The 25897-nt window shown below is 71.9% G+C and carries 28 protein-coding genes; 13 read left to right on the forward strand and 15 right to left on the reverse strand.

The genetic code is table 11. The features are described from left to right. Nucleotides 1-30: 30 nt before the first annotated feature. The 4 genes from J5X86_RS40390 to miaA all read right to left on the reverse strand — a co-directional run bounded on the left by J5X86_RS40390 (nucleotide 31) and on the right by miaA (nucleotide 4983). Entirely contained in the window at nucleotides 31-2247 is a 2217-nt protein-coding gene (locus tag J5X86_RS40390) for a bifunctional (p)ppGpp synthetase/guanosine-3',5'-bis(diphosphate) 3'-pyrophosphohydrolase (RefSeq protein WP_208521614.1), read from the reverse strand. A 137-nt stretch (nucleotides 2248-2384) separates the two neighbouring features. Further along, nucleotides 2385-3317 carry a diaminopimelate epimerase gene (gene dapF, locus J5X86_RS40395; protein ID WP_208521615.1) on the reverse strand — a complete coding sequence of 311 codons (933 nt, stop codon included), beginning with the start codon at nucleotides 3315-3317 and terminating at the stop codon, nucleotides 2385-2387. A gap of 121 nt (nucleotides 3318-3438) precedes the next feature. Beyond that, nucleotides 3439-3936 (reverse strand): hypothetical protein, encoded by a 498-nt coding sequence (locus J5X86_RS40400; RefSeq protein ID WP_208521616.1) that lies wholly within the window; start codon nucleotides 3934-3936, stop codon nucleotides 3439-3441. A 108-nt stretch (nucleotides 3937-4044) separates the two neighbouring features. After that, nucleotides 4045-4983 (reverse strand): tRNA (adenosine(37)-N6)-dimethylallyltransferase MiaA, encoded by a 939-nt coding sequence (gene miaA / locus J5X86_RS40405; RefSeq protein WP_208521617.1) that lies wholly within the window; start codon nucleotides 4981-4983, stop codon nucleotides 4045-4047. A 183-nt stretch (nucleotides 4984-5166) separates the two neighbouring features. Here miaA and J5X86_RS40410 point away from each other — a divergent pair, with 183 nt between their 5' ends. Continuing rightward, entirely contained in the window at nucleotides 5167-5427 is a 261-nt protein-coding gene (locus tag J5X86_RS40410; protein WP_374229349.1) for a hypothetical protein, read from the forward strand. 24 nt (nucleotides 5428-5451) lie between these two features. Beyond that, nucleotides 5452-5694 carry an antitoxin gene (locus tag J5X86_RS40415; protein WP_078644170.1) on the forward strand — a complete coding sequence of 81 codons (243 nt, stop codon included), beginning with the start codon at nucleotides 5452-5454 and terminating at the stop codon, nucleotides 5692-5694. 112 nt (nucleotides 5695-5806) lie between these two features. On the opposite strand, the gene J5X86_RS40420 is transcribed toward J5X86_RS40415, so the two are convergent. Both J5X86_RS40420 and miaB read right to left on the reverse strand, forming a co-directional pair. Then, nucleotides 5807-6571 (reverse strand): class III extradiol dioxygenase subunit B-like domain-containing protein, encoded by a 765-nt coding sequence (locus J5X86_RS40420; RefSeq protein ID WP_208521619.1) that lies wholly within the window; start codon nucleotides 6569-6571, stop codon nucleotides 5807-5809. Nucleotides 6572-6593: 22 nt separating this feature from the next. Further along, entirely contained in the window at nucleotides 6594-8045 is a 1452-nt protein-coding gene (gene miaB, locus J5X86_RS40425; RefSeq protein ID WP_243982739.1) for a tRNA (N6-isopentenyl adenosine(37)-C2)-methylthiotransferase MiaB, read from the reverse strand. Between the two features lie 182 nt (nucleotides 8046-8227). Here miaB and J5X86_RS40430 point away from each other — a divergent pair, with 182 nt between their 5' ends. Together J5X86_RS40430 and J5X86_RS40435 are read left to right on the forward strand one after the other, a co-directional pair. After that, complete coding sequence (locus J5X86_RS40430) at nucleotides 8228-8950, forward strand: IclR family transcriptional regulator (RefSeq protein ID WP_208521643.1); 723 nt, start codon at nucleotides 8228-8230, stop codon at nucleotides 8948-8950. A gap of 68 nt (nucleotides 8951-9018) precedes the next feature. Further along, nucleotides 9019-10008 (forward strand): TAXI family TRAP transporter solute-binding subunit, encoded by a 990-nt coding sequence (locus J5X86_RS40435; RefSeq protein WP_208521621.1) that lies wholly within the window; start codon nucleotides 9019-9021, stop codon nucleotides 10006-10008. 109 nt (nucleotides 10009-10117) lie between these two features. Here the strand turns inward: J5X86_RS40435 and J5X86_RS40440 are convergent, their stop codons facing one another. Together J5X86_RS40440 and J5X86_RS40445 are read right to left on the reverse strand one after the other, a co-directional pair. Then, the gene (locus tag J5X86_RS40440; protein ID WP_208521622.1) at nucleotides 10118-11563 is read right to left on the reverse strand and encodes a HAMP domain-containing sensor histidine kinase; all 1446 of its coding nucleotides are present in this window, start codon (nucleotides 11561-11563) and stop codon (nucleotides 10118-10120) included. A gap of 18 nt (nucleotides 11564-11581) precedes the next feature. Then, nucleotides 11582-12292 carry a response regulator transcription factor gene (locus tag J5X86_RS40445; RefSeq protein WP_208521623.1) on the reverse strand — a complete coding sequence of 237 codons (711 nt, stop codon included), beginning with the start codon at nucleotides 12290-12292 and terminating at the stop codon, nucleotides 11582-11584. Nucleotides 12293-12598: 306 nt separating this feature from the next. Between J5X86_RS40445 and J5X86_RS40450 the strand changes: the two genes are divergently transcribed. From J5X86_RS40450 to J5X86_RS40480, 8 genes are all read left to right on the forward strand, one after another. Beyond that, a complete protein-coding gene (locus tag J5X86_RS40450) occupies nucleotides 12599-13375 on the forward strand; it encodes an amino acid ABC transporter ATP-binding protein (protein ID WP_078644159.1) in 777 nt (258 codons plus the stop codon). Between the two features lie 82 nt (nucleotides 13376-13457). Further along, entirely contained in the window at nucleotides 13458-14369 is a 912-nt protein-coding gene (locus J5X86_RS40455; protein WP_208521624.1) for a glutamate ABC transporter substrate-binding protein, read from the forward strand. 73 nt (nucleotides 14370-14442) lie between these two features. After that, nucleotides 14443-15090: an amino acid ABC transporter permease gene (locus tag J5X86_RS40460; RefSeq protein WP_078644157.1), complete on the forward strand. Its 648-nt coding sequence runs from the start codon at nucleotides 14443-14445 to the stop codon at nucleotides 15088-15090. Further along, entirely contained in the window at nucleotides 15087-16031 is a 945-nt protein-coding gene (locus tag J5X86_RS40465; RefSeq protein ID WP_208521625.1) for an amino acid ABC transporter permease, read from the forward strand. The genes J5X86_RS40460 and J5X86_RS40465 overlap by 4 nt, the downstream gene beginning before the upstream one ends. A 241-nt stretch (nucleotides 16032-16272) precedes the next feature. Further along, nucleotides 16273-18021: an FAD-dependent monooxygenase gene (locus J5X86_RS40470; protein WP_208521626.1), complete on the forward strand. Its 1749-nt coding sequence runs from the start codon at nucleotides 16273-16275 to the stop codon at nucleotides 18019-18021. 154 nt (nucleotides 18022-18175) lie between these two features. Next, on the forward strand, nucleotides 18176-18265 hold the full coding sequence (locus tag J5X86_RS53055) for a putative leader peptide (RefSeq protein ID WP_309471148.1): 90 nt from the start codon (nucleotides 18176-18178) through the stop codon (nucleotides 18263-18265). A 94-nt stretch (nucleotides 18266-18359) separates the two neighbouring features. Further along, on the forward strand, nucleotides 18360-18902 hold the full coding sequence (locus J5X86_RS40475; protein ID WP_208521627.1) for a cysteine dioxygenase family protein: 543 nt from the start codon (nucleotides 18360-18362) through the stop codon (nucleotides 18900-18902). A 5-nt stretch (nucleotides 18903-18907) separates the two neighbouring features. Then, nucleotides 18908-19294 (forward strand): rhodanese-like domain-containing protein, encoded by a 387-nt coding sequence (locus tag J5X86_RS40480; RefSeq protein ID WP_078644152.1) that lies wholly within the window; start codon nucleotides 18908-18910, stop codon nucleotides 19292-19294. Nucleotides 19295-19467: 173 nt separating this feature from the next. Here the strand turns inward: J5X86_RS40480 and recX are convergent, their stop codons facing one another. The 4 genes from recX to J5X86_RS40500 form a co-directional block, all read right to left on the reverse strand. Then, nucleotides 19468-20079 carry a recombination regulator RecX gene (gene recX / locus J5X86_RS40485; RefSeq protein ID WP_208521628.1) on the reverse strand — a complete coding sequence of 204 codons (612 nt, stop codon included), beginning with the start codon at nucleotides 20077-20079 and terminating at the stop codon, nucleotides 19468-19470. 3 nt (nucleotides 20080-20082) lie between these two features. Beyond that, nucleotides 20083-21222 (reverse strand): recombinase RecA, encoded by a 1140-nt coding sequence (recA, locus tag J5X86_RS40490; protein ID WP_208521629.1) that lies wholly within the window; start codon nucleotides 21220-21222, stop codon nucleotides 20083-20085. A gap of 136 nt (nucleotides 21223-21358) precedes the next feature. Beyond that, nucleotides 21359-22564, reverse strand: a complete 1206-nt coding sequence (locus J5X86_RS40495; protein WP_208521630.1) for an AI-2E family transporter — start codon at nucleotides 22562-22564, stop codon at nucleotides 21359-21361. Between the two features lie 80 nt (nucleotides 22565-22644). Next, entirely contained in the window at nucleotides 22645-22839 is a 195-nt protein-coding gene (locus J5X86_RS40500) for a DUF3046 domain-containing protein (RefSeq protein ID WP_078644148.1), read from the reverse strand. Between the two features lie 79 nt (nucleotides 22840-22918). Here J5X86_RS40500 and J5X86_RS40505 point away from each other — a divergent pair, with 79 nt between their 5' ends. Further along, nucleotides 22919-23911: a hypothetical protein gene (locus J5X86_RS40505; RefSeq protein ID WP_208521631.1), complete on the forward strand. Its 993-nt coding sequence runs from the start codon at nucleotides 22919-22921 to the stop codon at nucleotides 23909-23911. A 19-nt stretch (nucleotides 23912-23930) separates the two neighbouring features. On the opposite strand, the gene J5X86_RS40510 is transcribed toward J5X86_RS40505, so the two are convergent. The 3 genes from J5X86_RS40510 to J5X86_RS40520 are packed head-to-tail and all read right to left on the reverse strand — an operon-like array spanning nucleotide 23931 to nucleotide 25823. Further along, nucleotides 23931-24233: an AzlD domain-containing protein gene (locus J5X86_RS40510; RefSeq protein WP_059146753.1), complete on the reverse strand. Its 303-nt coding sequence runs from the start codon at nucleotides 24231-24233 to the stop codon at nucleotides 23931-23933. Then, nucleotides 24230-24943 carry an AzlC family ABC transporter permease gene (locus J5X86_RS40515; protein WP_208521644.1) on the reverse strand — a complete coding sequence of 238 codons (714 nt, stop codon included), beginning with the start codon at nucleotides 24941-24943 and terminating at the stop codon, nucleotides 24230-24232. Before J5X86_RS40515 ends, J5X86_RS40510 begins: the two co-directional genes overlap by 4 nt. A 28-nt stretch (nucleotides 24944-24971) precedes the next feature. Next, nucleotides 24972-25823 carry an AraC family transcriptional regulator gene (locus tag J5X86_RS40520; protein WP_208521632.1) on the reverse strand — a complete coding sequence of 284 codons (852 nt, stop codon included), beginning with the start codon at nucleotides 25821-25823 and terminating at the stop codon, nucleotides 24972-24974. Between the last annotated feature and the right edge of the window lie 74 nt (nucleotides 25824-25897).

The following is a 25897-nucleotide window of genomic DNA, read 5'->3' on the forward strand; positions in this document are numbered from 1 at the left end:
CCCAAAGGAGTTCAGGCGGCCCGGCTGCGTTCAGGAGCGCGCCGCGGCCATGCTGCGGCCATCGCGTGTCACGTCGTAGACCCCGGGGACGTTGCGCATGGCCCGCATCAGCGTCGGCAGCCTGCCCGCGTTGGGCAGCTGGAGCGTGTAGGTGTGCCGGACGCGCTGCTCACGGGGCGGTTCGACGGCGGCCGCGACCACCTCCGCGCCCTCGGCGGCGATGGCCTCGGTGAGATCCGCGAGCAGATGCGGTCTGCTGAACGCCTCCGCGAAGAGGGTCACGCGATAATCGCCGCCCCCGTCCCCGTCGTCCTCGTCCGCCCAGCGCACCGCGACAGCCGTGCGCCCGGCCGCGGTCATCCGCGCCACCCCGGGGCAGCGCTCGCGGTGCACGGTGACGGCCCCGCCGCGCACCGCGAAGCCGGTGACCGCGTCAGGCGGCACGGGGGTGCAGCAGCGGGCCAGCCGTACGGTCGCGCCGGGCCGGTCGACGACGATGCCCGCCTCGGGGCGGACCGCCCCGGCCGCGGGGACGGCGGCTTCGCCACCCTGCGAAGCCTGCGAGCCCTGCCCGTCCTGCCCGGCCTGGCCGGAGAGAGTGGAAGCGGACTCCGCCTCCGGCTCCTGGACCGCGTCCCGGGACTCCTGCGGGGAAGGCTGCGGCGCCGGGTGGGCGGCCAGCCAGCGGTTGATGGCGATGCGGGCGGCCGGGGTGCGGGCGTGGTCGAGCCACTCCGGCGAGGGGCCGTGCGAGGCGGCGTCCCGGGTGTCGCCGGCCATCAGGAGCTGCAGGGTGTCGCCGTCGCGCAGCACCGTGCTCAGGGTCGCGATCCGGCCGTTGACCCGGGCGCCGATACAGGAGTGCGCGTCCTCGCCGTACAGGGCGTACGCGGCGTCCACACAGCTCGCGCCCGCGGGCAGGCCGAGCGTCCCGCCGTCGGAGCGGAAGACCGTGATCTCGCGGTCCTGGGCGAGGTCGTCGCGGAGCGAGGTCCAGAAGAGGTCGGGGTCGGGGGTGGCGCTCTGCCAGTCGAGCAGCCGGGACAGCCAGCCGGGGCGGGTCGGGTCGGCCCGCTCGCCCTCGGGGGCGTCGGCGCCCTCCGTCGGGGTGTACGGATTGCCGAGGGCGATCACTCCGGCCTCCGCGACCCGGTGCATCTGATGAGTGCGGATGAGGACCTCGGTGACCTCGCCGTCGCGCCCGGCCACGGCCGTGTGCAGCGACTGGTAGAGGTTGAACTTGGGGACCGCGATGAAGTCCTTGAACTCCGAGATCACCGGGGTGAAGCAGGTGTGCAGTTCGCCCAGGACCGCGTAGCAGTCCGCGTCGTCGGAGACGAGGACGAGGAGGCGGCCGAGGTCGGTGCCGGTCAGCTCGCCGCGCTTGAGCCCGACCCGGTGGACGGAGACGAAGTGCCGCGGCCGGACGAGGACTTCGGCGGTGATGCCGGCCTCATGCAGCACGCCCCGTACGTCCTCGGCGGCGCGGGCCAGCGGGTCGGGGCGCCCGGCGTGGGCCTGGAGGAGCTCGCGGGTCCGCGCGTACTCATCGGGGTGGAGGATGGCGAAGACCAGGTCCTCCAGCTCGGTCTTGAGCGCCTGCACGCCCAGCCGCTCGGCGAGCGGGATCAGCACATCCCGGGTGACCTTGGCGATGCGCGCCTGTTTCTCGGGGCGCATCACGCCGAGGGTGCGCATGTTGTGCAGCCGGTCGGCAAGTTTGATCGACATCACCCGGACGTCGTTGCCCGTGGCGACGAGCATCTTGCGGAAGGTCTCGGGCTCGGCCGCCGCGCCGTAGTCGACCTTCTCCAACTTGGTCACGCCGTCGACGAGATAGCGGACCTCCTCGCCGAACTCCTCGCCCACCTGATCGAGAGTCACCTCGGTGTCCTCGACGGTGTCGTGGAGCAGCGAGGCGGTCAACGTCGTGGTCTCGGCGCCCAGTTCGGCGAGGATCAGCGTGACGGCCAGCGGATGGGTGATGTACGGCTCACCGCTCTTGCGCATCTGGCCGCGGTGGGAGGACTCGGCCAGGACATACGCCTTGCGGAGCACATCCAGATCGGCTCCGGGATGGTGTGCGCGGTGGACCTTGGCCACATGCTCGATCGCGTCCGGCAGCCGGCCGCGGGAGGCCGGCCCCAGCAGGGCCGCCCGGCTGAACCTGCGGAGATTGCGCAGGTCGATGCGGGGGATGCCGCGCCTGCGGCCGAACGGGGCCTGGTCGGTGGCCTCTGCGCTCATGGGCAACCTCCGGCGGCGTCGAGCGTCAACCGGCGTGGGTACTCCCACGGGGCCGGTGCTTGATGCTATCGAGCCCATCACGCACGGCCGACCGGCTCTCGCCCAGAGTGAAACGGATCACCCATTCGAGGGAAGTGTCAGCCGAGGTCCGTGCCCAGCCAAGCGGGATCCAGTTCCCCCTCGGCCACGATCACGGCAGGGCCGGTCATCTCCACCGTACCGTCTGGCCGTTCGCTGATCACAAGGCGCCCTCCGGGAACGTCCACGGTGTACGTGACGGGGTGGCCGGTGACCGCCGGGTCGGCCCCGTCACGGCGCGCGGCGGCCACCATCACGGCGCAGGCGCCGGTGCCGCAGGAGCGGGTCTCACCGGAGCCGCGCTCATGCACGCGCATCGCGACATGGCGCGGTCCGCGGTCGACGACGAACTCGACGTTGGTGCCGTGGGGGTACGCGGATGCGGGGCGCACGGCGGGGGCCGCGAGCAGCTCACCGGCCTGGGCGAGGTCGTCGACGAAGGCGACCGCGTGCGGGTTGCCCATGTTCACGTTGCGCGCGGGCCAGCTGTGCTCACCGACCGTGACCGTGATCTCCGCCTCGGGGCCGGGCCCGGGCAGCGTGGCCTCGCCCATCACGACGGTGATCGGGCCGTCGGGCCCCGCCGTGGCCTCGCCCGGCTGTGCGGCGTCACCGGCGTCCTTGGCGATGTGGACCCGGCGCACTCCGGCCCGGGTGGCGACCGCGAGATCGCCCTCCTCGGCGAGACCGGCCCGCTGCAGATACCGGGCGAAGACGCGGACTCCGTTGCCGCACATCTCGGCGATGCTGCCGTCGCTGTTGCGGTAGTCCATGAACCATTCGGCCTGGTCGGCCATCGCCCGCGCCTCGGGGTGCGCCGAGGACCGCACGACGCGGATCAGCCCGTCACCGCCGATACCGGCACGGCGGTCGCAGATCCGGGCGACAGCGGTCGCGGACAGCTCCAGGCTGCCGTCCAGGTCGGGGACGATGACGAAGTCGTTCTCGGTGCCGTGACCCTTGAGGAAGGACAGCCGTGGTGCGGTGCTCATCCCTCGATCCTACGGGGCACCGCGCGCGCCGTCCCTCCGTGCCCGGGCCGTCGGCGCCGGGCCGCGACGAGCGCACCGCCGCGAGCCGGGCGCCGTAAGGCCGCGGAGAGCCGCCGGACACCTAGCGGAGGCGGGCGACCCGCCAGAAGGTGAGGGCGGCCAGCAGGGCCACGATCAGCACGTAGAGGACGACGAAGCGCCAGTCCGGGCGGCGTCCGGAGCCTCTGGGAGGAAGGCCCGGCCAGGTGTAGCCCACCCGGCGGGCGGCCATCAGGCCCCAGCCCGCCGCGCAGCAGCTCAGCAGCAGGCCGAGCATGGCAACGACCGCCCCTCCGTCGCCGAACTCGAAGGCGAGCGGGAAGGCGAACATCAGCGAGCCGAGGATGGCGAGGCCGACGATCGGCGCGATCTGCCAGATCCGCAGCCGGCGCGGCGGGCGCAGCTCCCGGAAGGACTCCCCGGAGACGGATCCCGCGCCGTCCGGGTCCTCGGAGCCGTCATCGAGGACCGGTGCGCCGGTCTCGTGGAGCGCTCCGGCCTCATCGGGGCCGTCAGGGGTCAGCGGCCCCGCGTCTCCGTGCGGCGATTGCTGCGATGCGTCGCGAGGGCCGGCCTCCATCGCCACACGCCCTCCCAACTCCAGACATCACGGCACGATCGGAGCTTGATGATGGCATGCCCGCCGGGGCCCGAATGACGAGCTGAGCGTCCCGATGCCATGACGTGATCAGGCTGTGACCGCCCGTTCAACCAACGCGAGCGCGCTCGACAGGAGTTCCCCTCTGCGGTCGGCGGCTCCGCTGAGCCAGTGGAGCCGGGGATCGCGGCGGAACCAGGAATCCTGGCGGCGCGCGAACCGCTTGGTGGCGCGCACGGTTTCGGCCCTCGCCTCCTCCACGGTGCACTCCTCCGCGAGCGCGGCGAGCACTTGCTGATAGCCGAGGGCGCGGGAGGCGGTACGGCCGGAGCGCAGCCCGGCGGCCTCCAGCAGGCGGACCTCCTCGACCAGCCCGGCGTCCCACATCCGGTCCACCCGCAGGGCGATCCGCTCGTCCAGCTCGGGCCGCTCGACGTCGACGCCGATCTGCAGGGTTTCGTAGACCGCCTCATGCCCGGGCAGATTGGCGGTGAAGGGGCGGCCCGTGATCTCGATGACCTCCAGCGCCCGGACCACCCTGCGGCCGTTGCTGGGCAGGATCGCGCGGGCCGCCTCCGGGTCGGCGGCGGCGAGCCGGGCGTGCAGGGCCCCGGAGCCCCGCTCCTCCAGCTCGGCCTCGAGCCGGGCCCGGACGGCGGGGTCGGTGCCCGGGAACTCGAGCGCGTCGATGGCCCCGCGGATGTAGAGGCCGGAACCGCCGACCAGGACGGGGGTGCGGCCCTCGTCGAGCAGGCGGTCCATCTCGGCGCGGGCCAACCGCTGGTACTCGGCGACGCTCGCGGTCTGGGTGACGTCCCAGATGTCCAGCAGCCGGTGTGGCACCCCCTGCCGCTCGTCCTCCGTCAGCTTGGCGGTGCCGATGTCCATGCCCCGGTACAGCTGCATGGAGTCGGCGTTGACGACCTCGCCGTCGAGATGTCTGGCGAGCGCGACGCCCAGATCGGACTTTCCGGCCGCGGTGGGGCCGACGACGGCGATGACTCGCGGCGGGTGGCCTGCAGTATTCACCGGGCCAGTCTCGCAAACGCCGGGGGCCTCCTCGAATGAGCGACGTGACGGGGCACTGCCGGGTTCGTTGCCCGCTTGCGAGGTTCCGAGGGCCGGTTCACGGAATCGGCCTCCGCGCGCGACGCAAGGCAACGCTCCGAGCGGCACGGGATTTCGCCCGCACGAGTAAGGTATGGAGTAGATATGGGCGTGTTTTCCAGGTTTCGTCGCGATCGTCATGTGCCGAAGGAGGCGAGCCGCTCGTCCGAGAAGGCACCGTCCGCACAGGACGCCCAGGTCACGGCCGACGCCATGACGGCGGAGGCCGCGTCCGGGACAGGCGACGGGGCTGAGACCGCGCGGAGCGGGAAGGAGAACCCGGCGGGTGAAGGCGCCGGGATCCCCAGGCAGCAGTCCGCCGCCGAGGCGGCCGACAGCGAGACCGGTGAGAGCGCCCGCACATAGGCAGCCGACGAGGGTAGGTGGCACATGGGCCTGATGGACAATCTCAAGGCCAAGGCCGGTCAGATGAAGGGCAAGGCCGGCAGCCTTGCGCAGCAACACGAGGCCAGGATCGAGCGGGGCCTGGAGAAGGCGGCCAAGACGGTCGACACCAGGACCAAGGGCAAGTACAGCGCCAAGATCGAGACTGGCAGGGGCAAGGCGAAGGGCGCTCTCAACCGCCTCTCGCACATGGACGAGGACAAGCCCAAGCGCAAGCGCGACGAATAAGGCCGGCCAGGCCAGGACGGCGCCCAGAACGGGGGCGGGCGACGCCGGGCCCGGACCGGCCGGCCCCGCCGGTACGCGGCCGTGGAGCGGACGCTCCACGGCCGCGAGCGGTCTATGAAGACCAGCTCGCCACGAAATACCCCACGCCGTATGGCGCTTCGTCATACCGCAACTCCCCCTTCAGGGGCGCCCCCTCGGCCGCCCCCGCGAGCACCTGCAGCGGCGCGCGGCCCGCCGCCTTGAGCTCGTACGCCAACTCCTCGTCGAGCGCGGCCAGCGCCCCGGTGTCGGCGGCCGCCAGCGCCCGCGCCACCTCGGCGTCGAACGGGGCCGCCCGCTCGTCGAGATAGCCCGGCGCCTTCAGCGTGCGGCATGCGGTGCCGTCGCCCATCACCAGCAACGCGATCCGCTCCGCCCGCCCGGCGAGCTCCCTTCCAACTTCAATACACCGCTCGGCCGCGAGAGGTTCCCCCACACCCAGCCCCTCGACGGGCACCGCCGGGTCCCACCCCGCGTGCTCCAGCAGCCAGGCGGCGACCGCCAGGGACAGTGGCAGCGACGGCGGCAGCGAGGGCGAGGGGCTCAGCCCCGCGGCATCGTCGCCACCGGACACCCCGTCCGCCGCCGGCGCGGCCAGCCGCACATCCAGCTCCACGCCGAAGCCGCGGAACGATCCGGCCGCGCCCTGCGCATGCGGTCCGCGCCCGGCACGCTCGGCCGGCCCCACCACGATCAGGCGCTCCGGACGCGCCGCCGCGAGGCCACGGACGGCCTCGGCGCATGCCGCGCGCAGCCCGTCCAGCTCGGGAGTGGCTCCGGCGGCGACCTCGGGCACCAGCAGTGGCGGACACGGGCAGACGGCGGCGGCGATCAGCATGATCGCCAGCCTAGCCGTGCGCTCAGTCGCAGCCGCAGCCCGCGGCGGGCGCGGCCGGCAGCGGCGGCGGGGCGCCCACCGTCGGCAGGCCCAGCATCACACCCGCGGGCTTCTTCTCCCCGGCTGCGTTCCGCCGCTCCCAGGCGTCTCCGGCGCGGGTGCGCCGCACGCCCCGGGCCGGGCCCTCGGCCAGCAGATGGTGCGGGGCGGCGTAGGTGATGTCGACGGTGACGACGTCGCCGGGGCGCACCGGCTCCTCGGGGCGCGCGAAGTGCACCAGGCGGTTGTCGGCGGCGCGGCCGGACAGCCGCCGCGTGGCGTCGTCCTTACGGCCTTCGCCCTCGGCGACCAGCACCTCCAGCGTGCGGCCGACCTGCTTCTTGTTCTCCTCCCAGGAGATCTCCTCCTGGAGGGCGACCAGCCGCTCGTAGCGCTCCTGGACGACCGCCTTGGGCACCTGGCCCTCCATCTCGGCGGCGGGCGTCCCGGGCCGCTTGGAGTACTGGAAGGTGAACGCCTGGGCGAAGCGCGCCTCGCGCACCACGTGCAGCGTCTGCTCGAAGTCCTCCTCCGTCTCACCGGGGAAGCCGACGATGATGTCGGTCGAGATGGCGGCGTCCGGCATCGCGGCGCGCACCTTCTCGATGATGCCGAGGTAGCGCTCCTGCCGGTACGAGCGGCGCATCGCCTTGAGCACCGTGTCCGAGCCGGACTGCAGCGGCATGTGCAGTTGCGGCATCACGTTCTCCGTCTCCGCCATGGCGGAGATCACGTCGTCGGTGAAGTCCCGCGGATGCGGCGAGGTGAACCGGACCCGCTCCAGGCCCTCGACCTTCCCGCAGGCGCGCAGCAGCTTGCTGAACGCCTCGCGGTCGCCGATGTCGGAGCCGTACGCGTTCACGTTCTGGCCGAGCAGGGTGATCTCGGTGACGCCCTCGGCGACCAGCGTCTCCACCTCGGCGAGGATGTCGCCGGGGCGGCGGTCCTTCTCCTTGCCTCGGAGCGCCGGGACGATGCAGAAGGTGCAGGTGTTGTTGCAGCCGACCGAGATGGAGACCCACGCGGCATACGCGGACTCGCGCCGCGTCGGAAGGGTCGAGGGGAAGGCTTCCAGGGACTCGGCGATCTCGACCTGGGCTTCCTCCTGGACGCGGGCGCGCTCCAGCAGCACCGGCAGACTGCCGATGTTGTGGGTGCCGAAGACCACATCGACCCAGGGGGCCTTCTTGACGATGGTGTCGCGGTCCTTCTGGGCCAGACAGCCGCCGACGGCGATCTGCATGCCCGGCCGCCGCGCCTTCATCGGTGCGAGCCGGCCGAGGTTGCCGTAGAGGCGGTTGTCGGCGTTCTCCCGCACCGCGCAGGTGTTGAAGACGACGATGTCGGCCTCGCCCTCACCGGTGCCCTCCGGTGCGCGGACAAAGCCCGCCTCTTCCAGTAGGCCCGAGAGCCGCTCGGAGTCGTGGACATTCATCTGGCACCCGTAGGTGCGGATCTCGTAGCTCTTGGTCGCTTGAACGTCCACTGCCGGGCTCCGGTCGCTGCTGATGGTCACGCATCAAGGGTAGGCGCTCACAGAAGCCCCCCTGCCTGGCGGTGGGCCGGGTACCCAACGGCACACTATGTTCCATGACACGGAACAGCTCCCAGGGCAACATGCTCGACAAGGCAGTGGCGGTCCTCGACTGCTTCCGGCCCGACGGCGGCGCGTTCCGTCTCACAGAACTGTCCGCGCATACGGGGCTGGCCAAGACCACCGTGTTCCGGCTCTGCGCCGATCTGGTCCGTCTCGGCCTGCTCGAACGTGACGCCGAGACCTATCGGCTCGGCGGCGCTCTGTTCGAGCTGGGCTCACTCGTCCCGCGCCGACGCGACCTGCGAGAGGCCGCGCTGCCGTTCCTGCAGGACCTCTTCGAGGCCACCCACGAGACCGTGCACCTCGGGGTCCGCGAGGGCCACGAGGTGGTCTATGTCGAGCGCATCCACGGCCACGACGCTCTTCGGCTGCCGTCCCGCATCGGCGGCCGACTGCCCCTGACCTGCACCGGCGTCGGCAAGGCGCTTCTGGCGTTCTCGGGCTCCGAGCTGGTCGAGGACGTCCTGGCCGCGTCCCTGCCCCGCCTCACCCCCCACTCGATCATCGATCCTGACCGGCTGCGCACGGCCATCGAGCAGGCCCAGGTCGCGGGTCTGGCCTATGAGGAGGAAGAGGCGGCTTCGGGGGTCAGTTGCATCGCCGCTCCCGTCTTCGACGGACCGACCGCGGTGGCGGCGCTGTCGGTGGCCGTACCCCGCAGCCGTTTCCGGCCCGCGCAGCTGGCGCCGGCCGTCCGGACCGCGGCCCTGGGGCTGTCGAGGGCCCTGCGGTCCGGCACGTGACCGAGTGCCCGGCGGGATCCGCGGCTCGCCCCTCCCCTCCCGGGAGCGGGGCTGGCAGGATCCTCGCCATGGCCGTCACCCTTCCGCGCCTGGACCGGCGCCGTGCCCTGCAGTCCGCCGCCGCGGGCCTCGTCGCCCTGGGGCTGCTGCTGTGGTGGCTGCTGGCAATGGGCGGCGGCCCCTCGCCCAGCGGCCGGGTGACCTTCGCGACCGGGGTCTCCACCGGGGTCTACGACACCTATGGCCGAATGCTCGAGCGGGACCTCGCCCGGGACCTCCCCGATGTCGATGTGCGGCTGGAACAGACGCGGGGGTCCCCGGACAACGTCCAACGGCTGGCCCGGGGCAGGGCCACCTTCGCCATCGCCGCCACCGACGCCGTCGCCGCCTACCAGGGGGAGGGAGCCGGGCGGCTGCGGGCCTGCGCCCGGCTGTACGACGACTACATGCAACTCGTCGTGCCGAGGGGCTCCTCGGTGCGATCGGCCCGCGACCTGAAGCATCTGCGGGTGGGCGTGGGCGACGACGGCTCGGGCGTGCAGCTCATCACCCGGGCGCTGATCAAGGCCGCCGGGCTCGACTTCAATCGGGACATCCGAGCCGAGCGGGTCGGCATCGACGCCATGCCGAGGCTGCTGCGGCAGGGCAAGCTCGACGCCTTCTTCTGGTCGGGCGGGCTGCCGACCACCGCGGTGCGCACCCTGGCCCACGCCTATCCGATCCGGCTCGTCCAGCTCGGCGACCTCACCGGCCCGCTGCACCGGCAGGGCGGGGTGACGCGCTACTACCGGGCGGCCACCGTGCCCGCCGACGCGTACGAGGAGATACGCAGGCCGGAGCCGGTCAAGACGATCGCCGTACCGAACCTCCTGGTCACCACGGACCGGGTGGACCCCGATCTGGCGGAGGGCGTCACCCGCACGGTGATAGAGAACCGGGACCGCATCGGGGCGAAGGTGCACGCCGCCCAGAAGGTGGACCTGCGGACCGCCGTCTTCACCGATCCGCTCGCCCTCCACAAGGGCGCGGCGCGCTATTACCGCTCGGTCAAGCCGTAGCCGGGCTACGTCCGAGGCCGGCCGAAACGGCCGAGGCGCCGCTGGAGGGTCCGGCAGGATCCGCCTATGACAGTGAAGAACGGGAGGCGGTGGCACGTCCTTACGGCCTTCACGTTCTCACCGGGCCCGGTCCCTTCACCTGCTCACTCGGCCCGGTGCGCGGGACGGTGATGGTCACGCGCAGCCCGCGGGGCTCGTTGGGGGCGTAGTCGATCGTGCCCCCGCCCGCCGCGAGCAGGGCGCGGGTGATGGACAGGCCCAGGCCCGAGCCCGAGATGTTCTGGTGGCGGCTGCTGCGCCAGAAGCGGTCGCCGACCCGGGCGAGTTCGTCCTCGGTGAGGCCCGGGCCGCCGTCGGCGACGACGATCGCGACGGTGTCGCCGTCCGTGCGCGCCGAGACCTCCACATGCGCCCCCTCGGGCGTGAACTTCAGGGCGTTGTCGACGACGGCGTCCAGCGCGCTGGACAGGGCCACCGGGTCGGCCCAGCCGGTGATCGCCGCGGGGCCTGTGTAGGCGAGCCCGACCTCCTCCCGCTCGGCCACCAGAAGCCAGGCGTCCACCCGGTCGGCCGCCAGCTCCGCGATGTCGGTGAGCCGCAGATCGGCGGCGGAGTGCTCGGCCAGGGCGAGGTCGAGCAGATCGTCCAGGACGCTGGCCAGGCGCTTGCCCTCCGCGCGCACCGAGGCGATCTCCTCATGGCCGTCCGGCAGGTCGAGCGCCAGCAGCTCGATGCGCAGCAACAGCGCGGAGAGCGGATTGCGCAGCTGGTGGGAGGCGTCGGCGACGAACGCCCGCTGCTGCTCCAGGACTTGTTCGACGTTGTCGGCCATCTCGTTGAACGAGCGGGCGAGCCGCCGCAGTTCCGGGGGCCCCGAGGCGGCCGCGACACGTGACTGCATCCGCCCGGTGGCGATGTCGTGGGTTGCGGTGTCCAGGACGCGCACGGGCCGCAGCACCCATCCGGTCAGCCGGAAGGCGGCCCCCACGGCCAGCAACATGGCGGCGCCTTCGCCCGCGCCGATGACCAGCCAGCCGTGCAGGGTCCGCGACCGCATCTGGCCGGTGGGCGAGTCGGTGACGACGACGGCCACCACGTCCCCGTCGCGGACGACGGGGGAGGCGACGGTGAGCCTGCCCCGCTGCCAGGGCCACACCTGGGGCGGATCGTGGCTGCGGCGCCCGGCGAGGGCCTCGTCGAAGGCCCGGGCGCTCACGCCCGTGTCCGGCAGCCGCCAGTTGCCGGGCGCCTCGGCCATGGGCGGCGCGTCCCGGTCCCGGTAGAAGACCCCGGCCCGGATGCCGTACAGGTCGTGGTAGCGCTTCAGCTCCGCGCGCAGGGTGTCCAGCCGCTCGCCCCCCTCGGCGCCGGCCGCCCCCGTCGGCCCGGCGGTGACGAACTGGGCGAGCGCGGCGAAGCGCGCGGTGTCGTCGATCCGGTCGACGACCACCCGCTGCTGCTCCCGGGCCGCCACGCTCCCGGCGAGCGGGAAGCCGAGCGCGAGCAGCACGCCCGCCATAAGGACGATGAGAAGCGGGAGGAGTCGGGTGCGCACCTTAAGAGCCCCGGTCGCTCAGCGGGCCGGGGCGACGAGGCGGTAGCCCACCCCGCGCACGGTCTCGATCAGGGCGGGCATCCGCAGTTTGGAGCGCAGGGAGGCGACATGGACCTCCAGGGTGCGCCCGGTCCCCTCCCAACTGGTGCGCCAGACCTCGCTGATGATCTGCTCCCGGCGGAAGACGACACCGGGGCGCTGGGCGAGCAGTGCGAGCAGATCGAACTCCTTACGGGTGAGCGAGACGGTCGTGCCGTTGACCGAGACCTGGCGGGTGGGCAGTTCGATGGTCACCGGGCCGAGCCGCAGCGGCGGATGGGGGCCGTCCGGGCCCTCGTCGGCGCCATGGCCCGTGTCCTGGGCGGCGGTGCGGCGGCTGACGGCGTGGATGCGGGCGAGCAGCTCCATGGTGTCGTACGGCTTGACCACATAGTCGTCGGCGCCGAGGTTGAGTCCGTGTATGCGCGAGCGCACATCAGCGCGCGCGGTCACCATGATCACGGGGGTGGCGGTGCGCTTGCGGATCTTGCCGCACACCTCGAAACCGTCCTGGTCGGGCAGGCCGAGGTCGAGGAGTACGACGCCGAAGGGGGCGCCGGAGTCGGGCAGCAGCGCCTGCAGCGCCTCCTCGCCGCTGCGGGCGTGGGTGACCTCGAAACCGTGCCGGGAGAGGATGGCGGACAGGGCCGCGGCGACGTGGTTGTCGTCCTCGACGAGCAGCAGTCTCACCAGCCCCTCCGCCACCTTCCCGTACCAGCGGAGACGCGCCCCGTACGCGCCCCCGTCACCATGGCTTCGAATACGGCCACGAACATGGCCACAGGGCATCCACCCCGATCGAGGGGCACCCGTCAAGACGCATTCGGTCACACACCGGTTTCCGTTATGCAGCCGGTACAGCCCGCGTCGTCTCGTTCACGCAGCGTGTCACGCCGCAGCCATATCGTTATCCTCAATTTCAGCTCAGATGTAATGACGCTGGTCGCGGCCGGTCATTACTGTCCTCCCAACCGAGGAGGACGGAGCGAGACGCCGATGAGCGAAGTATCGGTGACCAAGGACGCCGCACCGGTGGCGGACGCGTTGGTTGCGCTGTCAGGGGTCAACAAGCACTTCGGCGCGCTGCATGTGCTCCAGGACATCGACCTGACCATCAGCCGGGGCGAAGTGGTCGTCGTCATCGGGCCGTCCGGGTCCGGGAAGTCGACGCTGTGCCGCACGGTCAACCGGCTGGAGACGATCGACGCCGGGTCCATCACGATCGACGGCAAGCCGCTGCCCCAGGAAGGCAAGGAGCTCGCCCGGCTGCGCGCCGACGTCGGCATGGTCTTCCAGTCCTTCAACCTCTTCGCGCACAAGACGGTGCTCGAGAACGTGATGCTGGGCCAGGTCAAGGTCCGTAAGACGGACAAGAAGGCCGCCGAGGAGAAGGCCCGCACGCTGCTGGACCGGGTGGGCGTCGGTGCCCAGGCGGACAAGTACCCCGCCCAGCTGTCCGGCGGCCAGCAGCAGCGCGTGGCGATCGCGCGCGCCCTGGCCATGGACCCGAAGGTGATGCTCTTCGACGAGCCGACCTCGGCGCTGGACCCGGAGATGATCAACGAGGTGCTGGAGGTCATGCAGCAGCTCGCCAGGGACGGCATGACGATGGTCGTCGTCACGCACGAGATGGGCTTCGCCCGCTCCGCCGCGAACCGGGTGGTCTTCATGGCCGACGGCCGGATCGTCGAAGAGGCCGAGCCGGAGCAGTTCTTCAGCAACCCCCGCAGCGACCGGGCCAAGGACTTCCTGTCGAAGATCCTTCACCACTGAGTCCACGCCGGCCCGGCAGACCCGCCGGCACGTTCGCCACTGCGTATCTGGACCACGTACTGAACACAGAGGGATGGGCACCATGAGGATTCGTAAGACGGCCGCGGCGGCCACGGTGGTTCTCGCGCTGGCCGCGACGGCGACCGCCTGTGGCGGCGAGAAGGGCACCGCCGGGGACAAGCCGAAGGGCGGCGAGGTCTTCAGCGGCGACTACACGGTCGCGAAGGACGTGAAGATCGACTCGTCGACCCTGAAGGCGGCGCAGAAGCGCGGCAAGATCGTCATCGGCGCCAAGGCCGACCAGCCCTTCCTCGGGTTCCAGGACACCGAGGGCAAGCGCTCCGGCTTCGACATCGAGATCGCCAAGATGGTCGCCGCGGACCTCGGCTTCTCCGCGGACAAGATCACCTTCAAGACGGTGGACTCCAACGTCCGCGAGACCTCGATCTCCAAGGGCCAGGTCGACTACTACGTCGGCACGTACACCATCAACGACGAGCGCAAGAAGCAGGTCGGCTTCGCGGGCCCGTACTACCAGGCCGGTGCCGACCTGCTGGTCCGCGCGGAGGACAAGGGCAAGATCACCGGCCCGGACAGCATCAAGGGCAAGAAGGTCTGCTCCATCGTCGGCTCCACCCCGCTCCAGGAGATCAAGAAGCCGAAGTACGGCGCCAAGACCACCGAGCTGAGCAAGTACTCGCTCTGCGTCAAGCAGCTCCTCGACGGCCAGGTCGACGCGGTCACCACCGACGACGCGATCCTCAAGGGTTACGCCGCCCAGCGCTCGACCAAGCTGCACGTGGTCGGCAAGCCGTTCACCGAGGAGCCGTACGGCATCGGCATGAACAAGAACGACAAGGCGCTCCGCGACGCGATCAGCGACTCGCTCGAGAAGCACATCAAGAACGGCGACTACAAGAAGGCGTACGAAGGCACGCTCGGCAAGTCCGGCTCCTCCTACGTCGCCCCGAAGACCCCCCTGCCCCGCTACTGAGCAGGATTCCCCGTTCGCCTGGAAGCCGGTGCGCTCCGCACGCCGCTGACCTGACCGCTACCGCGGAGAATCGATGAACGTACTCCTCGATCATTTGCCCCAGTTCCGTGAGGGGTTCCTGGGAACCCTCTCCATCACGGCGGCCAGTGCGGCGCTGGCTCTCGTCCTGGGCATTGTCATAGCCGGCTTCCGGGTGTCGCCCATACCGCCGCTGCGGGCCTTCGGGACGGCCTGGGTCACCCTGCTGCGCAACACCCCGCTGACCCTGCTCTTCCTGATCGCGTTCTTCGTGATCCCGCAGATCTTCTTCCCCGGAACGAGCCCGTTCGTTCTCGCCATGGGGGCGCTGGGCTGCTACACGTCGTCCTTCGTCTGCGAGGCCGTCCGGTCCGGTATCAACACCGTGCCGCTCGGCCAGGCGGAGGCCGCCCGCAGCCTGGGGATGACCTTCTTCCAGACCCTCCGGCTGATCGTGTTCCCCCAGGCCACCCGGTCCGTGATTCCCCCCATGAGCAGCATCTTCATCGCGCTCACCAAGAACTCGGCCATCGCCGGGGCGTTCAGCAACACCGAGCTGTTCAACGTCTCGAAGCTGCTGAGCGACAAGGGCTTCGCGATCGGCTGGATCTTCCTGTGGATTGCGCTGTGCTATCTGGTCATCACCTTCGCCATCAGCGGTCTCTTCCGACTGCTGGAGAGCCGCCTGGAGGTGGCCCGATGAGCTCGAGCGTCCTTTACGACGCCCCCGGCCCCAAGGCCCGCGTCCGGAACCGCATCTACTCCGTCGTCGGCGGCCTGGCCGTCCTCGGGCTGATCGTCTTCGCCGTGGTGCGGCTGAACGACAAGGGTCAGTTCGCGCCCGAGATGTGGGACATCTTCAACTACGCGGGCGTGCGGACCAGCATCCGCGACGGTGTGGTCACCACCTTGAAGGTGTTCGCGGTCGCGGCGGTCCTCTCGCTGGCCCTCGGCGTCCTGCTCGCCGTCGGCCGGCTCTCGGACCACAAGGCCGTCCGCTGGTTCGCGACCGGTTTCATCGAGCTGTTCCGGGCCGTCCCGCTGCTGATCACCATCTACGTGCTGTGGGTGCTCTTCCTGACCTACCGGTCGGACCTGGGACTCAGCGGTGACAACACCGGCTTCTGGGCGCTGGTCATCGGACTGACCGTCTACAACGGCTCGGTCCAGGCCGAGGTGTTGCGGGCGGGCATCAACTCGGTGCCCAGGGGCCAGCGCGAGGCCGCCTACGCCCTGGGCATGCGCAAGACCCAGGTCATGATGACGGTCCTGGTGCCGCAGGCCGTACGGGCGATGCTGCCGACCATCATCAGCCAGCTGGTGGTGACGCTGAAGGACACCTCCCTCGGCTATGTCATCACCTACCAGGAGCTGCTGTTCCAGCTTCAGCAGCTGGCCGGGAACATCGTCGTCAACGACGACAACCCCTACGTTCCGGTGATCATCGTCGGCGGCGCCATCTACATCGCGATGTGTCTGGCCCTCTCCGCCCTCGCCACCTGGATCGAGCGGCGCGGCCGGCGCGCCAAGACCGGCATCCGGGTCGCGGACGCGGGCCAGCCGCTGGCGGCCGCCGACGCGCTCGACGTCGTCGACCACTCCACGGTCTCCGCCCCGGACGCGCCCACCGGCAAGACGGACTGAGGGGCCGGGCGGGGGCCGGGCGGACGAGCGACCGGGCGACCGGGCGACCGGGCGGACGACCGTCCGGGGGCCGGGCAGACGAGTGAAACCCTTACCAGGGCGGTGGCGCACGCGCCACCGCCCTTCGTCGCTTGACGCGGGCAGCGGCAGTGGGTTGCATGCTTTCTGTGATCGCTCACCGGGTTTCAACTGCCAATTTCCGTACGTCACGTACGACCCGCAGGGCCACAGGAACCGCACCGTGGACCCGGTGATCGTCGCCGGGGCGGGCCCGGTCGGCCTCACCCTGGCCCTCGCCCTGGCACGCCTTGAGGTGCCCGTCATCCTGCTGGACGAGTCCACGGGCGGTGAGGAGAGCCGACTGGCCCGCACCGTCGTGCTGCGCCCGGACGCCGCCGCCCTGCTGGAGCGGCTGGGCTGCCGGGTCACCGCCCGGACGCGGCCGTGGACCGGATGGCGCACGATGCGGCGGCGGCAGCTGGTGCGGCAGGTGGCCCTCACACCCGGCAGCCTCTTCGGCGGCGAGCGCGGCACCGGCGGTCCCTTCCGCGGCGAGCGAGGCGGCGGCTGGGACGGCGGCCTTACGGAGGCCATGGGCTCCCCCGGCGCTGACGGGCCGGAGGACGAGGCGGCACCGGCGCCGACGGCCTCACCGGTGCATCTGCCCCAGCATGAGCTCACCCGGGCGCTGCGGGGCTCGCTCGCCGCCATTGGCGACGAGGACCTCGTCCGCATCGTCTCCGGAAGCCGGATCGACAGCCTGGAGCAGGACGACCACGGGGTCGGGGTGCGCACCCGGGGCGCCCAGGCCACCTGGTGGCGGGGCAGCTATCTGGTGGGCTGCGACGGGCCGCGGTCCACCGTCCGCAAGCTCCTGGGCGTGCGCTTCCCGGGCCGTACGGCCGTGGAGCGGCACGCCGTCGCGGCGCTGCGCGCCGAACTCCCCTGGCCCGGCGAGGCCGTGCTGCACCGCTCCCCGCCCTGGCGCAGCATCGACGCGGAGGTGACCGCCCGGCCGCTGCCGCACAGCCTGTGGCGGGTCGACTGGCTGCTGCCGCCCGGCCGCGATCTCGTCACCCCCGATGCCCTGCTGGTGCGGGTGCGCGACACCCTCACGGGGTGGTGCGGGGATTCCGAGCCCCCCTACGAGCTGCTGGACACCGGCGTGCACACCGTGCACCACCGGCTCGCGTTGCGCTGGCGCGTGGGGCGCGCCTTCCTGGCCGGGGACGCCGCCCATCTGCTGGGCGCGCTCGGCACCCAGGGGCTCGAAGAGGGGCTGCGGGACGTCGACAACCTCGCCTGGAAGCTGTCCCTGGCCTGGCACCACGGGGCCTCGGAGGCTCTGCTGGACAGCTATCAGGCGGAGCGGCGCGGAGCCGTGGGGGCCCGGCTGCGCGCGGCGGACCAGGCGCTGCCGCTGGTGCGGGCGGCCGGCGGCTGGCACGCGGTGCGGCGCACCGTGCGGCCCGGCGGGGCACGCGGGCACGACGCGCTGCTCACCGACGGTCACCTCGGACAGGGTCCGCTGGGCGCGCCGCCGGTCTACGACCGTTCGCCATTGGCCCCGGCGGCGCCGCCGGATGGCTCGATCACGGTGGGCACGCCGCCCGGGGCGCCGGTCGCCGATGTGCCGGTGACCGCGCCGGACGGCTCGGTCGTACGGCTGCGGGAGCGGCTCGGCCGGGAGTTGCTGGTGGTGCTGGTCGCCCCCGGCACCGGGGTGTGGGACCGCCGCCACTGGATGCGCGCCGGGCTGATGCCGAGGCTGGCGGCGGCCGTCGCGGCGCTGCCCATGCGCACCGAGCTGCTGGTCGCCGAGGCGTATCCGGGAGCCCCGGCGCACACCGTGCTGCTGGTGCGGCCGGACGGCCATCTCGCCGCGGCACTGTCGGGGGTGCGGCCTAGCGCGCTGTACGCGTGCGCGGACGCGGCCCGGGGCGGGAACGCGGCCAGGGGCGTACCGGCGGAGGCGAGCGCGCGGCGGTAGCGCGGGATCGACCAACGAGGCCGCGCCGGGGTCACGGATGGTTTCCGGGCGCCCGGCCTGCGTCCGGGCGTGCGATCCGTGTCAGGGCGTGCGTGGACCGGGCGCGAGCCGGTGAGGTTGACCTTCCTTTCCGGCACATGATTCACTTCACAGCGTGACTGACACCTGCTTGCCTCGCTTCTGGCGGAGGGTCCATCTGGACCTGGTCCGCTACGCGGGCTGTGTCTGTCGTCCGTCCTGTTGATCCGCTTCTTTCCCGCGCGGTGCGGCCGCGCCTCTTTCGCGATCACTCAGGATGGTTCTCTGTGCCCGACGTACGCACTTCCACCCCCGGTCCCGTGCGCCCTTCCACGGACGTCATCACGGACCCGGCATCCGGCCCGGCCGCTCCGCCCAGCGCCGCGGAGCTGCTCGACTTCGCTCGCCGGACCGCCGCCGACGCCGAACTCGTCGCCTCGCTTCCGCTCGATCCGGAGGGCCGCACCTGGCTACGCCTCGACGGGCCGGGCGGCAGCGAAGCCTGGCTGATCGGCTGGCCTCCGGGCACCGGCACCGGCTGGCACGACCACGGCGGCTCCCATGGCGCCTTCGTCGCGGCGGCGGGTGAACTCAACGAGCAGTCACTCGCCGCGCGTCTCCCTACCGAGGGCTGGAAGACCCTTGAGCTGGCCGACGATGTGGACCGCGAGCAGCGGCTGCCCGCCGGGCAGGGCCGGGCCTTCGGACCGCATCATGTGCATGAGGTGATCAATCCGTCCGACACCGAGCATGCGGTGTCGGTGCACGCCTACTATCCGCCGCTGCCGCTCATGCGGCGCTACAGCCGCACCGGTCATACGCTGCGGCTGGAGCAGGTCGAGCGGCCCGAGGAGTGGGGATAAACACGATGGGCACGACCAAGCGGAGCGTGGACGAGCTGCTGGCCGAGGCCCGCGAGGAACTCGACCGGCTGGAGCCGCTCGACGCCGCGGCGGCGCAGGTCCAGGGCGCACTGCTGGTGGACATACGGTACGCGGCGCTGCGGGAGCGCGACGGCACCATCCCCGGAGCGCTGATCGTCGAGCGGAACGAGCTGGAGTGGCGGCTCGACCCGCAGTGCGACCACCGGCTGCCCGAGGCCACCCATCACGATCTGCGGGTCGTGGTGGTGTGCAACGAGGGCTACGCGTCCAGCTTCGCCGCCGTCTCGCTGCGTCAGCTGGGCCTGGAGCGGGCGACCGATCTCATCGGCGGCTTCCAGGCATGGCGCGCGGCGGGCCTGCCCGTGCGCTAGCGCCACCGGGCTCGGGGGCCGCACGTCTCGGGTGTCGCACTCGGGGGGCACCCGTCTTAGGGGTCGGCGTCTGCCGCACGGCCGCACATCGCTCTTTCTCGGTAACCGGCTTCACCGGATTGGCCCCAGGGCCGTCACAGCCCACAGCCCCGCCGCGACAGAGCCGCTGGGGCTCAGAGGTCAGGGATGTGGTGCTCCAGGAGCTCCGGGTCCTCTCCCTCCTCCTCCAGTGCGCGCCGCACCACCCGCAGCGCCAGCCCCTCGGAGTAGCCCTTGCGGGCCAGCATCCCGGCGAGACGGCGGATCCGCTTCTCCCGGTCGAGGCCACGGGTGGCCCTCAGCTTGCGCTCGACCAGCTCCTGCGCCGTCCGCTCCTCCTGATCGGCGTCGAGCTGTCCCACGGCGTCGTCGATCAGGGCGGAGTCCACGCCCTTGGTGCGCAGCTCACGGGCGAGCGCCCGCCGGGCGAGCCCCCGGCTGTGGTGCCGGGACTCCACCCATGCCTCGGCGAACGCCGCGTCGTCGATCAGGCCGACACCCTCGAACCGGGACAGCACCTCCTGCGCCGCGTCATCGGGGATGCCCCGGGTGCGCAGCGCGTCCGCGAGCTGCTTACGGGTGCGTGGGGTCCCGGTGAGCAGGCGCAGGCAGATCGCCCGCGCCTGCTCCTCCGGGCCAGGCGGCGGCCCCTGCTCGGCCCTCGACAAGGAGGGGGCGCCGCTGTCCGGACGGTCCGGGCGCTCCGGACGGCCTGAGCCGTCCGGCCATTCGGTCCGCCGTGTCATGGATCAGCTCTTGGCCGCGGCGGTCTTGGCCGCCTTCGCCCCGGTCTTGGCCGCCGGGGCGGCCACGGCCTTCGCCGGTGCGGCGTCGGTCACGCCCGCGGTACCAGCCGCGTCCGCGGTGGGTGCCGCGGCCGCCGGGTCCTGGGGCTTGACTCCGATGCCGAGCTTTTCCTTGATCTTCCTCTCGATCTCATTGGCGAGATCGGGGTTGTCCTTCAGGAAGTTGCGGGCGTTCTCCTTGCCCTGGCCGAGCTGGTCGCCCTCGTAGGTGTACCAGGCACCAGACTTGCGGACGAAGCCGTGCTCGACGCCCATGTCGATCAGGCCGCCCTCGCGGCTGATGCCCTGGCCGTAGAGGATGTCGAACTCGGCCTGTTTGAAGGGCGGCGCGACCTTGTTCTTGACGACCTTGACGCGGGTGCGGTTGCCGACCGCGTCGGTGCCGTCCTTGAGGGTCTCGATGCGGCGGATGTCGATGCGCACCGACGCGTAGAACTTCAGCGCCCGGCCACCGGTCGTGGTCTCCGGGGAGCCGAACATCACGCCGATCTTCTCGCGGAGCTGGTTGATGAAGATCGCGGTGGTCTTGGACTGGTTGAGCGCGCTGGTGATCTTACGGAGCGCCTGGCTCATCAGCCGGGCCTGGAGGCCGACGTGGGAGTCGCCCATCTCGCCCTCGATCTCTGCGCGCGGCACCAGGGCGGCGACGGAGTCGATGACGATGAGGTCGAGGGCGCCGGAGCGGACCAGCATGTCCACGATCTCGAGTGCCTGCTCGCCGTTGTCCGGCTGGGACAGGATCAGTGAGTCGGTGTCCACGCCCAGCTTCTGCGCGTAGTCCGGGTCGAGGGCGTGCTCGGCGTCCACGAAGGCGACGGTGCCGCCGGCCCGCTGAGCATTGGCCACCGCGTGCAGGGTCAGGGTCGTCTTACCGGAGGACTCGGGGCCGTAGACCTCGACCACCCGGCCGCGCGGCAGACCGCCGACGCCGAGGGCGACGTCGAGAGCGGTCGACCCGGTGGGGATGACCTCGATCGGCTCGTTCGGCCGATCGCCCATGCGCATCACGGCGCCCTTGCCGAATTGCCGTTCAATCTGTGCGAGCGCGGCGTCGAGCGCCTTCTCGCGGTCGGTTCCTGCCATGGGTCCCACCCGGTTTGCTTGAGTCGATCGCTTCACGTCCATGACGCTAGCGCCTGCCACTGACAAGCGGCCCTGACGTCCTCGGCCTGTGGATAACCTGTCGGGCCTCCATCAGAATGGATGTTCGATTTTTATGTCAACTACGCCGCGCCAACGCGGCGCGCATCCGCGCGAGGGCCGACATGCCGCGCCGCCGCGTGCGCCCGTGCACCCGCAGATCGTCGGCCACGTCATAGCGCTTGATGTACGCGCCGAGGAACGCCTGCAGCGTCGCGGTCGCCGGAATCGCGATCAGCGCGCCCACCGCGCCCAGCAGCGCGGTGCCCGCTATCACCGATCCGAAGGAGACGGCCGGGTGGATGTCCACCGTCCTGGCGGTGATCCTCGGCTGCAGCAGATAGTTCTCGAACTGCTGGTAGATCACGACGAAGATCAGGACCCAGAGCGCATACCAGGGGTCGATGGTGAACGCGATCAGCATCGGCAGCGCCCCGGCCAGGTAGGTGCCGATGGTCGGGATGAACTGCGAGATCAGCCCCACCCAGACGGCGAGCGCCGGGGCGTAGGGCACGCCCAGGGCCTCCAGCAGGACGTAGTGGGCGACGCCGGAGATCAGTGCCATCAGCCCGCGGGAGTAGATGTAGCCGCCGGTCTTGGCGACCGCGATCTCCCAGGCGCGCAACACCTCGACCTGCCGGGTCGGCGGCAGCACCGAGCACAGGGCGCGGCGCAGCCGGGGCCCGTCGGCGGCGAAGTAGAAGGCGAACAGGGTCACCGTCAGTGTCTTGAACAACCCGCCGAGCACCTGTGCGGAGACGTCCAGCACATTGTCGGCGCTGTTCTTGACGTAGCTCTGCAGCCAGTCGGAGTGCACCAGGCTGTCCTGGATCTCCAGACGCGACAGATGGGTGTGGAACGTGTCGTTGATCCACCTGACCACATTGTCGAGGTACTGCGGGAAGTCCTGGACCATGGTGATGATCTGATCGGCGAGCATCGAGCCGAGCAGGGTGAAGAAGCCCGCGGTGCCGATGAGGATGGCGAGAAAGACCAGCCCCGTGGCCAGCCCCCGGCGCATGCCGCGGGCGGCCATCCGGTCCACGGCCGGTTCGATCGCGAGCGCCAGGAAGAACGCGATCAGGATGTTCAGCAGAAGCCCGGTCAGCTGATCGAAGGCCCAGGTCGCAAGGCGGTAACAGGCCACCAGCGCGAGTGCGAGCACCATGGCGCGCGGCAGCCAGCGCGGCATGCGCGCGGCGGGTTGCGGGGAGTCCGAGGAGGACCGAGCGGCGCTCGGGGTGTCGTCGGCGTCGGAGGAGAGGGTCTCTTCGGTCGGGGCCACGGAGCAAGTGTGGCGTACACCGGACGAAGAAATCCGGCCACCCCGGGAAGCTCGTGCACCCGGGGCAGCCGGAGGGCCGCTCAGCGCCTGCTGTCGGGGATCTCCATCGCGGCGCAGACTGCGCGCCAGACGTCCTTGGCCTCCCAGCCGTCCGTCAGTGCCTCGTGCACCGTCCGGCCGCCGAGTTGCGACATCACATGATCGCGCGCGAAGGAGTCGGCGTACGCCGCGCCGAAGTGGTCCGCCATTCGCTGCCAGAAGTCCGTCAACCGCATGTGACCAGTATCGCGCTCCCGGGGGTGCACCCAGGCGTGAGCCCCCTACCGACCGTGTCTCGCGGCCTACGGTCTGTCCATGGATCGATCCGCAAGCCTCCCCTCCTCGCCCTCCCTCCCCACGCCCGGGTCCGCCGAGCCGGCGCAGCCGGCCGAGTCCTCCGCGCTCTCCCGCGCCGAGCGGTTCGTCTGGCTGACGGCCCGCGTGCTGGAGCAGCGCAGATTCGCTTATCACTTCCTGGCCGGCGGCGCCGAGGCGGTCGAGACCGCGCTGGCCGCGTATCTGGGGACCGACGGGGGCTACGGCCATGCGCTGGAGCCGGATCTGCGCGGCCCGGTGAGCCAGCCGCTGCATGCCGTGCACGCCTTACGGGTGCTCGACGGGATCGGACGCTGCGGCGGGCAGCGGGTGGAGCGCCTGTGCCGCTACCTGACGTCCGTGTCCACCCCGGACGGCGCGCTGCCCGCCTGCCACCCCTCGCTGCGCGGCTATCCGGCGGCCCCCTGGGTCCCGTCGGCGGACGATCCGCGCAGTGATCTGCTGACCACCGGGCCGGTGGTGGGGCTGCTGCACCGTAACGAGGTGTGGCATGCGTGGCTCTTCCGGGCCACGGACTTCTGCTGGGCGGCGGTCGCCGCCCTGGGGGAGGGCGGCGCGACGACGCGTCCGTACGAGGTCGCGGCGGCCGTCGCCTTCCTCGACGGGGCGCCGGACCGGGCACGCGCCGAGGCGGCGGCCGAGCGGCTCGGCCGCCGGGTGCGGGAGGAACGGCTGATCGTGCCGCCGGCGGCCCCCGAGCGCACCGAGGACCGTCCCCTGTCGCCGGGGCAGGGCCCCGGTGAGCCCTTCCAGGTGCACGACATCGCCCGTACGCCCGGCTCGCTGGCGCGCCGGTGGTTCACCGACGCCGAGGTGGAGCGGTCCCTGGACGTGCTCGTGGCCGCGCAGCAGGAGGACGGCGGCTGGCCGCCGCACCGGCGCCCATGGACACCTGGGGCCACGCTGGAGTGGCGGTCGGTGGCGACCGTCGAGGCGCTGCTGGCGCTGCGGGCCTACGGACGGCGGATCTGAGCGCGGGCGTCCGCGGCGGTCACAGGGCCCGGACACCGGCCGTGACGACGACGGCCACGGCGACCACCACCAGGAAGGGGGCGCGGAGCACCAGCGCGAGCGCCGCCGCCCCCACCCCGGCCGCCCTCGCGTCCAGGAGGAGATGCTGGCCGTCGCTGAAGGTCTGCTGGGCGGTGAGGGCGGCGAGCAGGGCCACGGGCAGCAGCGCGGCCAGACGCCTGACGAGCGGGCGCTCCAGGACTCCGGCGGGCACCGAGAGGCCCAGCAGCTTGACGAGGTAGCAGCCCGCCGCGGTGACGCCGATGGCGATCCAGATGGTCATCGGCGCTCACCGGGCTCCGTGCCGCGTGTCATGCGTCCGTGCACCGTAAGGACGGCGGGGGCGGCGAGCGCCGCCACCAGGACCGGGACCCCGGCGGGCAGCACCGGCTGGCACAGGAGCACCAGCAGGACGCCGAGACCGGCCACGGCCCGCTCGACGGTGCCGCTGAGCATGGGGGCCAGCAGGGCGAGGAAGACGGCGGGCCCGGCGGCGTCCAGGCCCCAGGCGTCGGTGTCGCCGAGCGCGGACGCCCCCAGGGCACCGATCAGCGTGGTGAGGTTCCACAGGACGTACAGCGTCAGCCCGGTGATGGTGAAGCCGAGACGCGCGGTGCGCCGGTCGGGCTGGGCGAGCGCGACGGCGGAGGTCTCGTCGATGACCCAGTGGGCCGCCAGGGGGCGCACCGCGCGCGGCAGCCCGAGGAGTCCGGACAGCCGCAGCCCGTAGAAGGCGTTGCGCACTCCGAGGAAGAACGCCCCGGCGGCGGCGGTGAACGGATTGCCGCCCGCCGCCAGCGCGCCCACGAGGGCGAACTGCGACGCCCCGGTGAAGACGAGCAGGCTGAGCGCGCAGGTCTGCAGCAGGCCGAGTCCGGCGCCGGCCGACGTCACCCCGAAGGCGAAACCGGAGAGCCCCACGGCGACACCGACGCCCAGGGCGTCGCGGACAACGGCCGAGTCCGCCGGAGGCGCGGCGGGATCGGTTCGCATCTCTATCTGTTCTGACACACCGCGCACATTAGGAGAGCGCTTCGGATCCGGTCTTGTACGTTCTTGCGCGCTCCCGCCGGTAAGCGCCCGGTGGCACCCCCACGATGCGGGTGAAGTGGCGGTTCAGATGGGACTGGTCGGTGAAGCCGACGGTGACGGCCGCCTCGGCGGGCGCGGTCCCGGCGTCCAGCAGCCGCCGGGCCCGGCGGACCCGGGCGTCGGTGAGCCAGGTGTGCGGCGGCATCCCGTAGACGGTGCGGAAGGCGCGCAGCAGGGCGAACGGACCGGTCTCCAGCTCGGCCGCCAGCCGTTCCAGGGACGGCGGGTCGGCCATGCGCTCCTGGAGGATCGCGCGGGCGCGCGCCGCCCTTCGCGCACCCGCGGTGCGCGCCGTGCGCTCGGGGAGCGGGCCGCCATGGTCGCGCAGCAGCCGGGCGAGGGCGATGCGCAGCAGGCTGTCGGCGGCCAGCGCGTTGCCCTCCTCGGCGGCCCGGTGCACTGCGGTGACCAGCCGCGCGCCCTGGGGGTCGTCGACGGAGGGGATCCGGAATCCGGCCGTGCCACGGAGCGTGGTCGTCTCGGCGGCGACACCGGCGACCAGGTCCGCGGCCGGGTACAGCACGCTGTACGCCCACCCCTCGGGCGCCCCCGCCCGTCCGGTGTGCGGTACCTCTGGGTTGATGAGCGCGAGCCCGCCGGGCCCGGTGCGCTCGACGGCGCCGCGGTGGTGGAACTCCTCGACGCCCTCGGTGATCGCGGCGATCACGAAGGACTCATGGGTGTGCCACACGAAGGTCTTGTGGATGTAGCGGGCCCGCAGCAGATCGACGCCCGGAAGCTGGGGGTACCGCCAGTGCCGCGCGCTCTCCCCGTTTCCCATGGCACCATTGTGCGCCCCACCCGGGCCCCCGCTGACCTGCGACTCCGTCCATTGTCAGTGGTCCGGTGCACGAT

It is taken from the genome of Streptomyces sp. NEAU-YJ-81, from assembly GCF_017592595.1.
Taxonomy (GTDB): domain Bacteria; phylum Actinomycetota; class Actinomycetes; order Streptomycetales; family Streptomycetaceae; genus Streptomyces; species Streptomyces hygroscopicus_B.

Coding starts and splice junctions, on each gene's coding strand:
- J5X86_RS40400 (WP_208521616.1), bottom strand. CDS start 3,936: ATGGAGGCCGGCCCTCGCGACGCATCGCAGCAATCGCCGCACGGAGAC.
- J5X86_RS40515 (WP_208521644.1), bottom strand. CDS start 24,943: ATGCGAACCGATCCCGCCGCGCCTCCGGCGGACTCGGCCGTTGTCCGC.
- J5X86_RS40460 (WP_078644157.1), top strand. CDS start 14,443: ATGAACGTACTCCTCGATCATTTGCCCCAGTTCCGTGAGGGGTTCCTG.
- J5X86_RS40430 (WP_208521643.1), top strand. CDS start 8,228: ATGCTCGACAAGGCAGTGGCGGTCCTCGACTGCTTCCGGCCCGACGGC.
- J5X86_RS40520 (WP_208521632.1), bottom strand. CDS start 25,823: ATGGGAAACGGGGAGAGCGCGCGGCACTGGCGGTACCCCCAGCTTCCG.
- J5X86_RS40500 (WP_078644148.1), bottom strand. CDS start 22,839: ATGCGGTTGACGGACTTCTGGCAGCGAATGGCGGACCACTTCGGCGCG.
- miaB (WP_243982739.1), bottom strand. CDS start 8,045: ATGAATGTCCACGACTCCGAGCGGCTCTCGGGCCTACTGGAAGAGGCG.
- J5X86_RS40390 (WP_208521614.1), bottom strand. CDS start 2,247: ATGAGCGCAGAGGCCACCGACCAGGCCCCGTTCGGCCGCAGGCGCGGC.
- recX (WP_208521628.1), bottom strand. CDS start 20,079: ATGACACGGCGGACCGAATGGCCGGACGGCTCAGGCCGTCCGGAGCGC.
- J5X86_RS40455 (WP_208521624.1), top strand. CDS start 13,458: ATGAGGATTCGTAAGACGGCCGCGGCGGCCACGGTGGTTCTCGCGCTG.
- J5X86_RS40435 (WP_208521621.1), top strand. CDS start 9,019: ATGGCCGTCACCCTTCCGCGCCTGGACCGGCGCCGTGCCCTGCAGTCC.
- J5X86_RS40415 (WP_078644170.1), top strand. CDS start 5,452: ATGGGCCTGATGGACAATCTCAAGGCCAAGGCCGGTCAGATGAAGGGC.
- dapF (WP_208521615.1), bottom strand. CDS start 3,317: ATGAGCACCGCACCACGGCTGTCCTTCCTCAAGGGTCACGGCACCGAG.
- J5X86_RS40510 (WP_059146753.1), bottom strand. CDS start 24,233: ATGACCATCTGGATCGCCATCGGCGTCACCGCGGCGGGCTGCTACCTC.
- J5X86_RS40410 (WP_374229349.1), top strand. CDS start 5,167: ATGGGCGTGTTTTCCAGGTTTCGTCGCGATCGTCATGTGCCGAAGGAG.
- J5X86_RS40420 (WP_208521619.1), bottom strand. CDS start 6,571: ATGCTGATCGCCGCCGCCGTCTGCCCGTGTCCGCCACTGCTGGTGCCC.
- J5X86_RS40505 (WP_208521631.1), top strand. CDS start 22,919: ATGGATCGATCCGCAAGCCTCCCCTCCTCGCCCTCCCTCCCCACGCCC.
- J5X86_RS40480 (WP_078644152.1), top strand. CDS start 18,908: ATGGGCACGACCAAGCGGAGCGTGGACGAGCTGCTGGCCGAGGCCCGC.
- J5X86_RS40450 (WP_078644159.1), top strand. CDS start 12,599: ATGAGCGAAGTATCGGTGACCAAGGACGCCGCACCGGTGGCGGACGCG.
- J5X86_RS40465 (WP_208521625.1), top strand. CDS start 15,087: ATGAGCTCGAGCGTCCTTTACGACGCCCCCGGCCCCAAGGCCCGCGTC.
- recA (WP_208521629.1), bottom strand. CDS start 21,222: ATGGCAGGAACCGACCGCGAGAAGGCGCTCGACGCCGCGCTCGCACAG.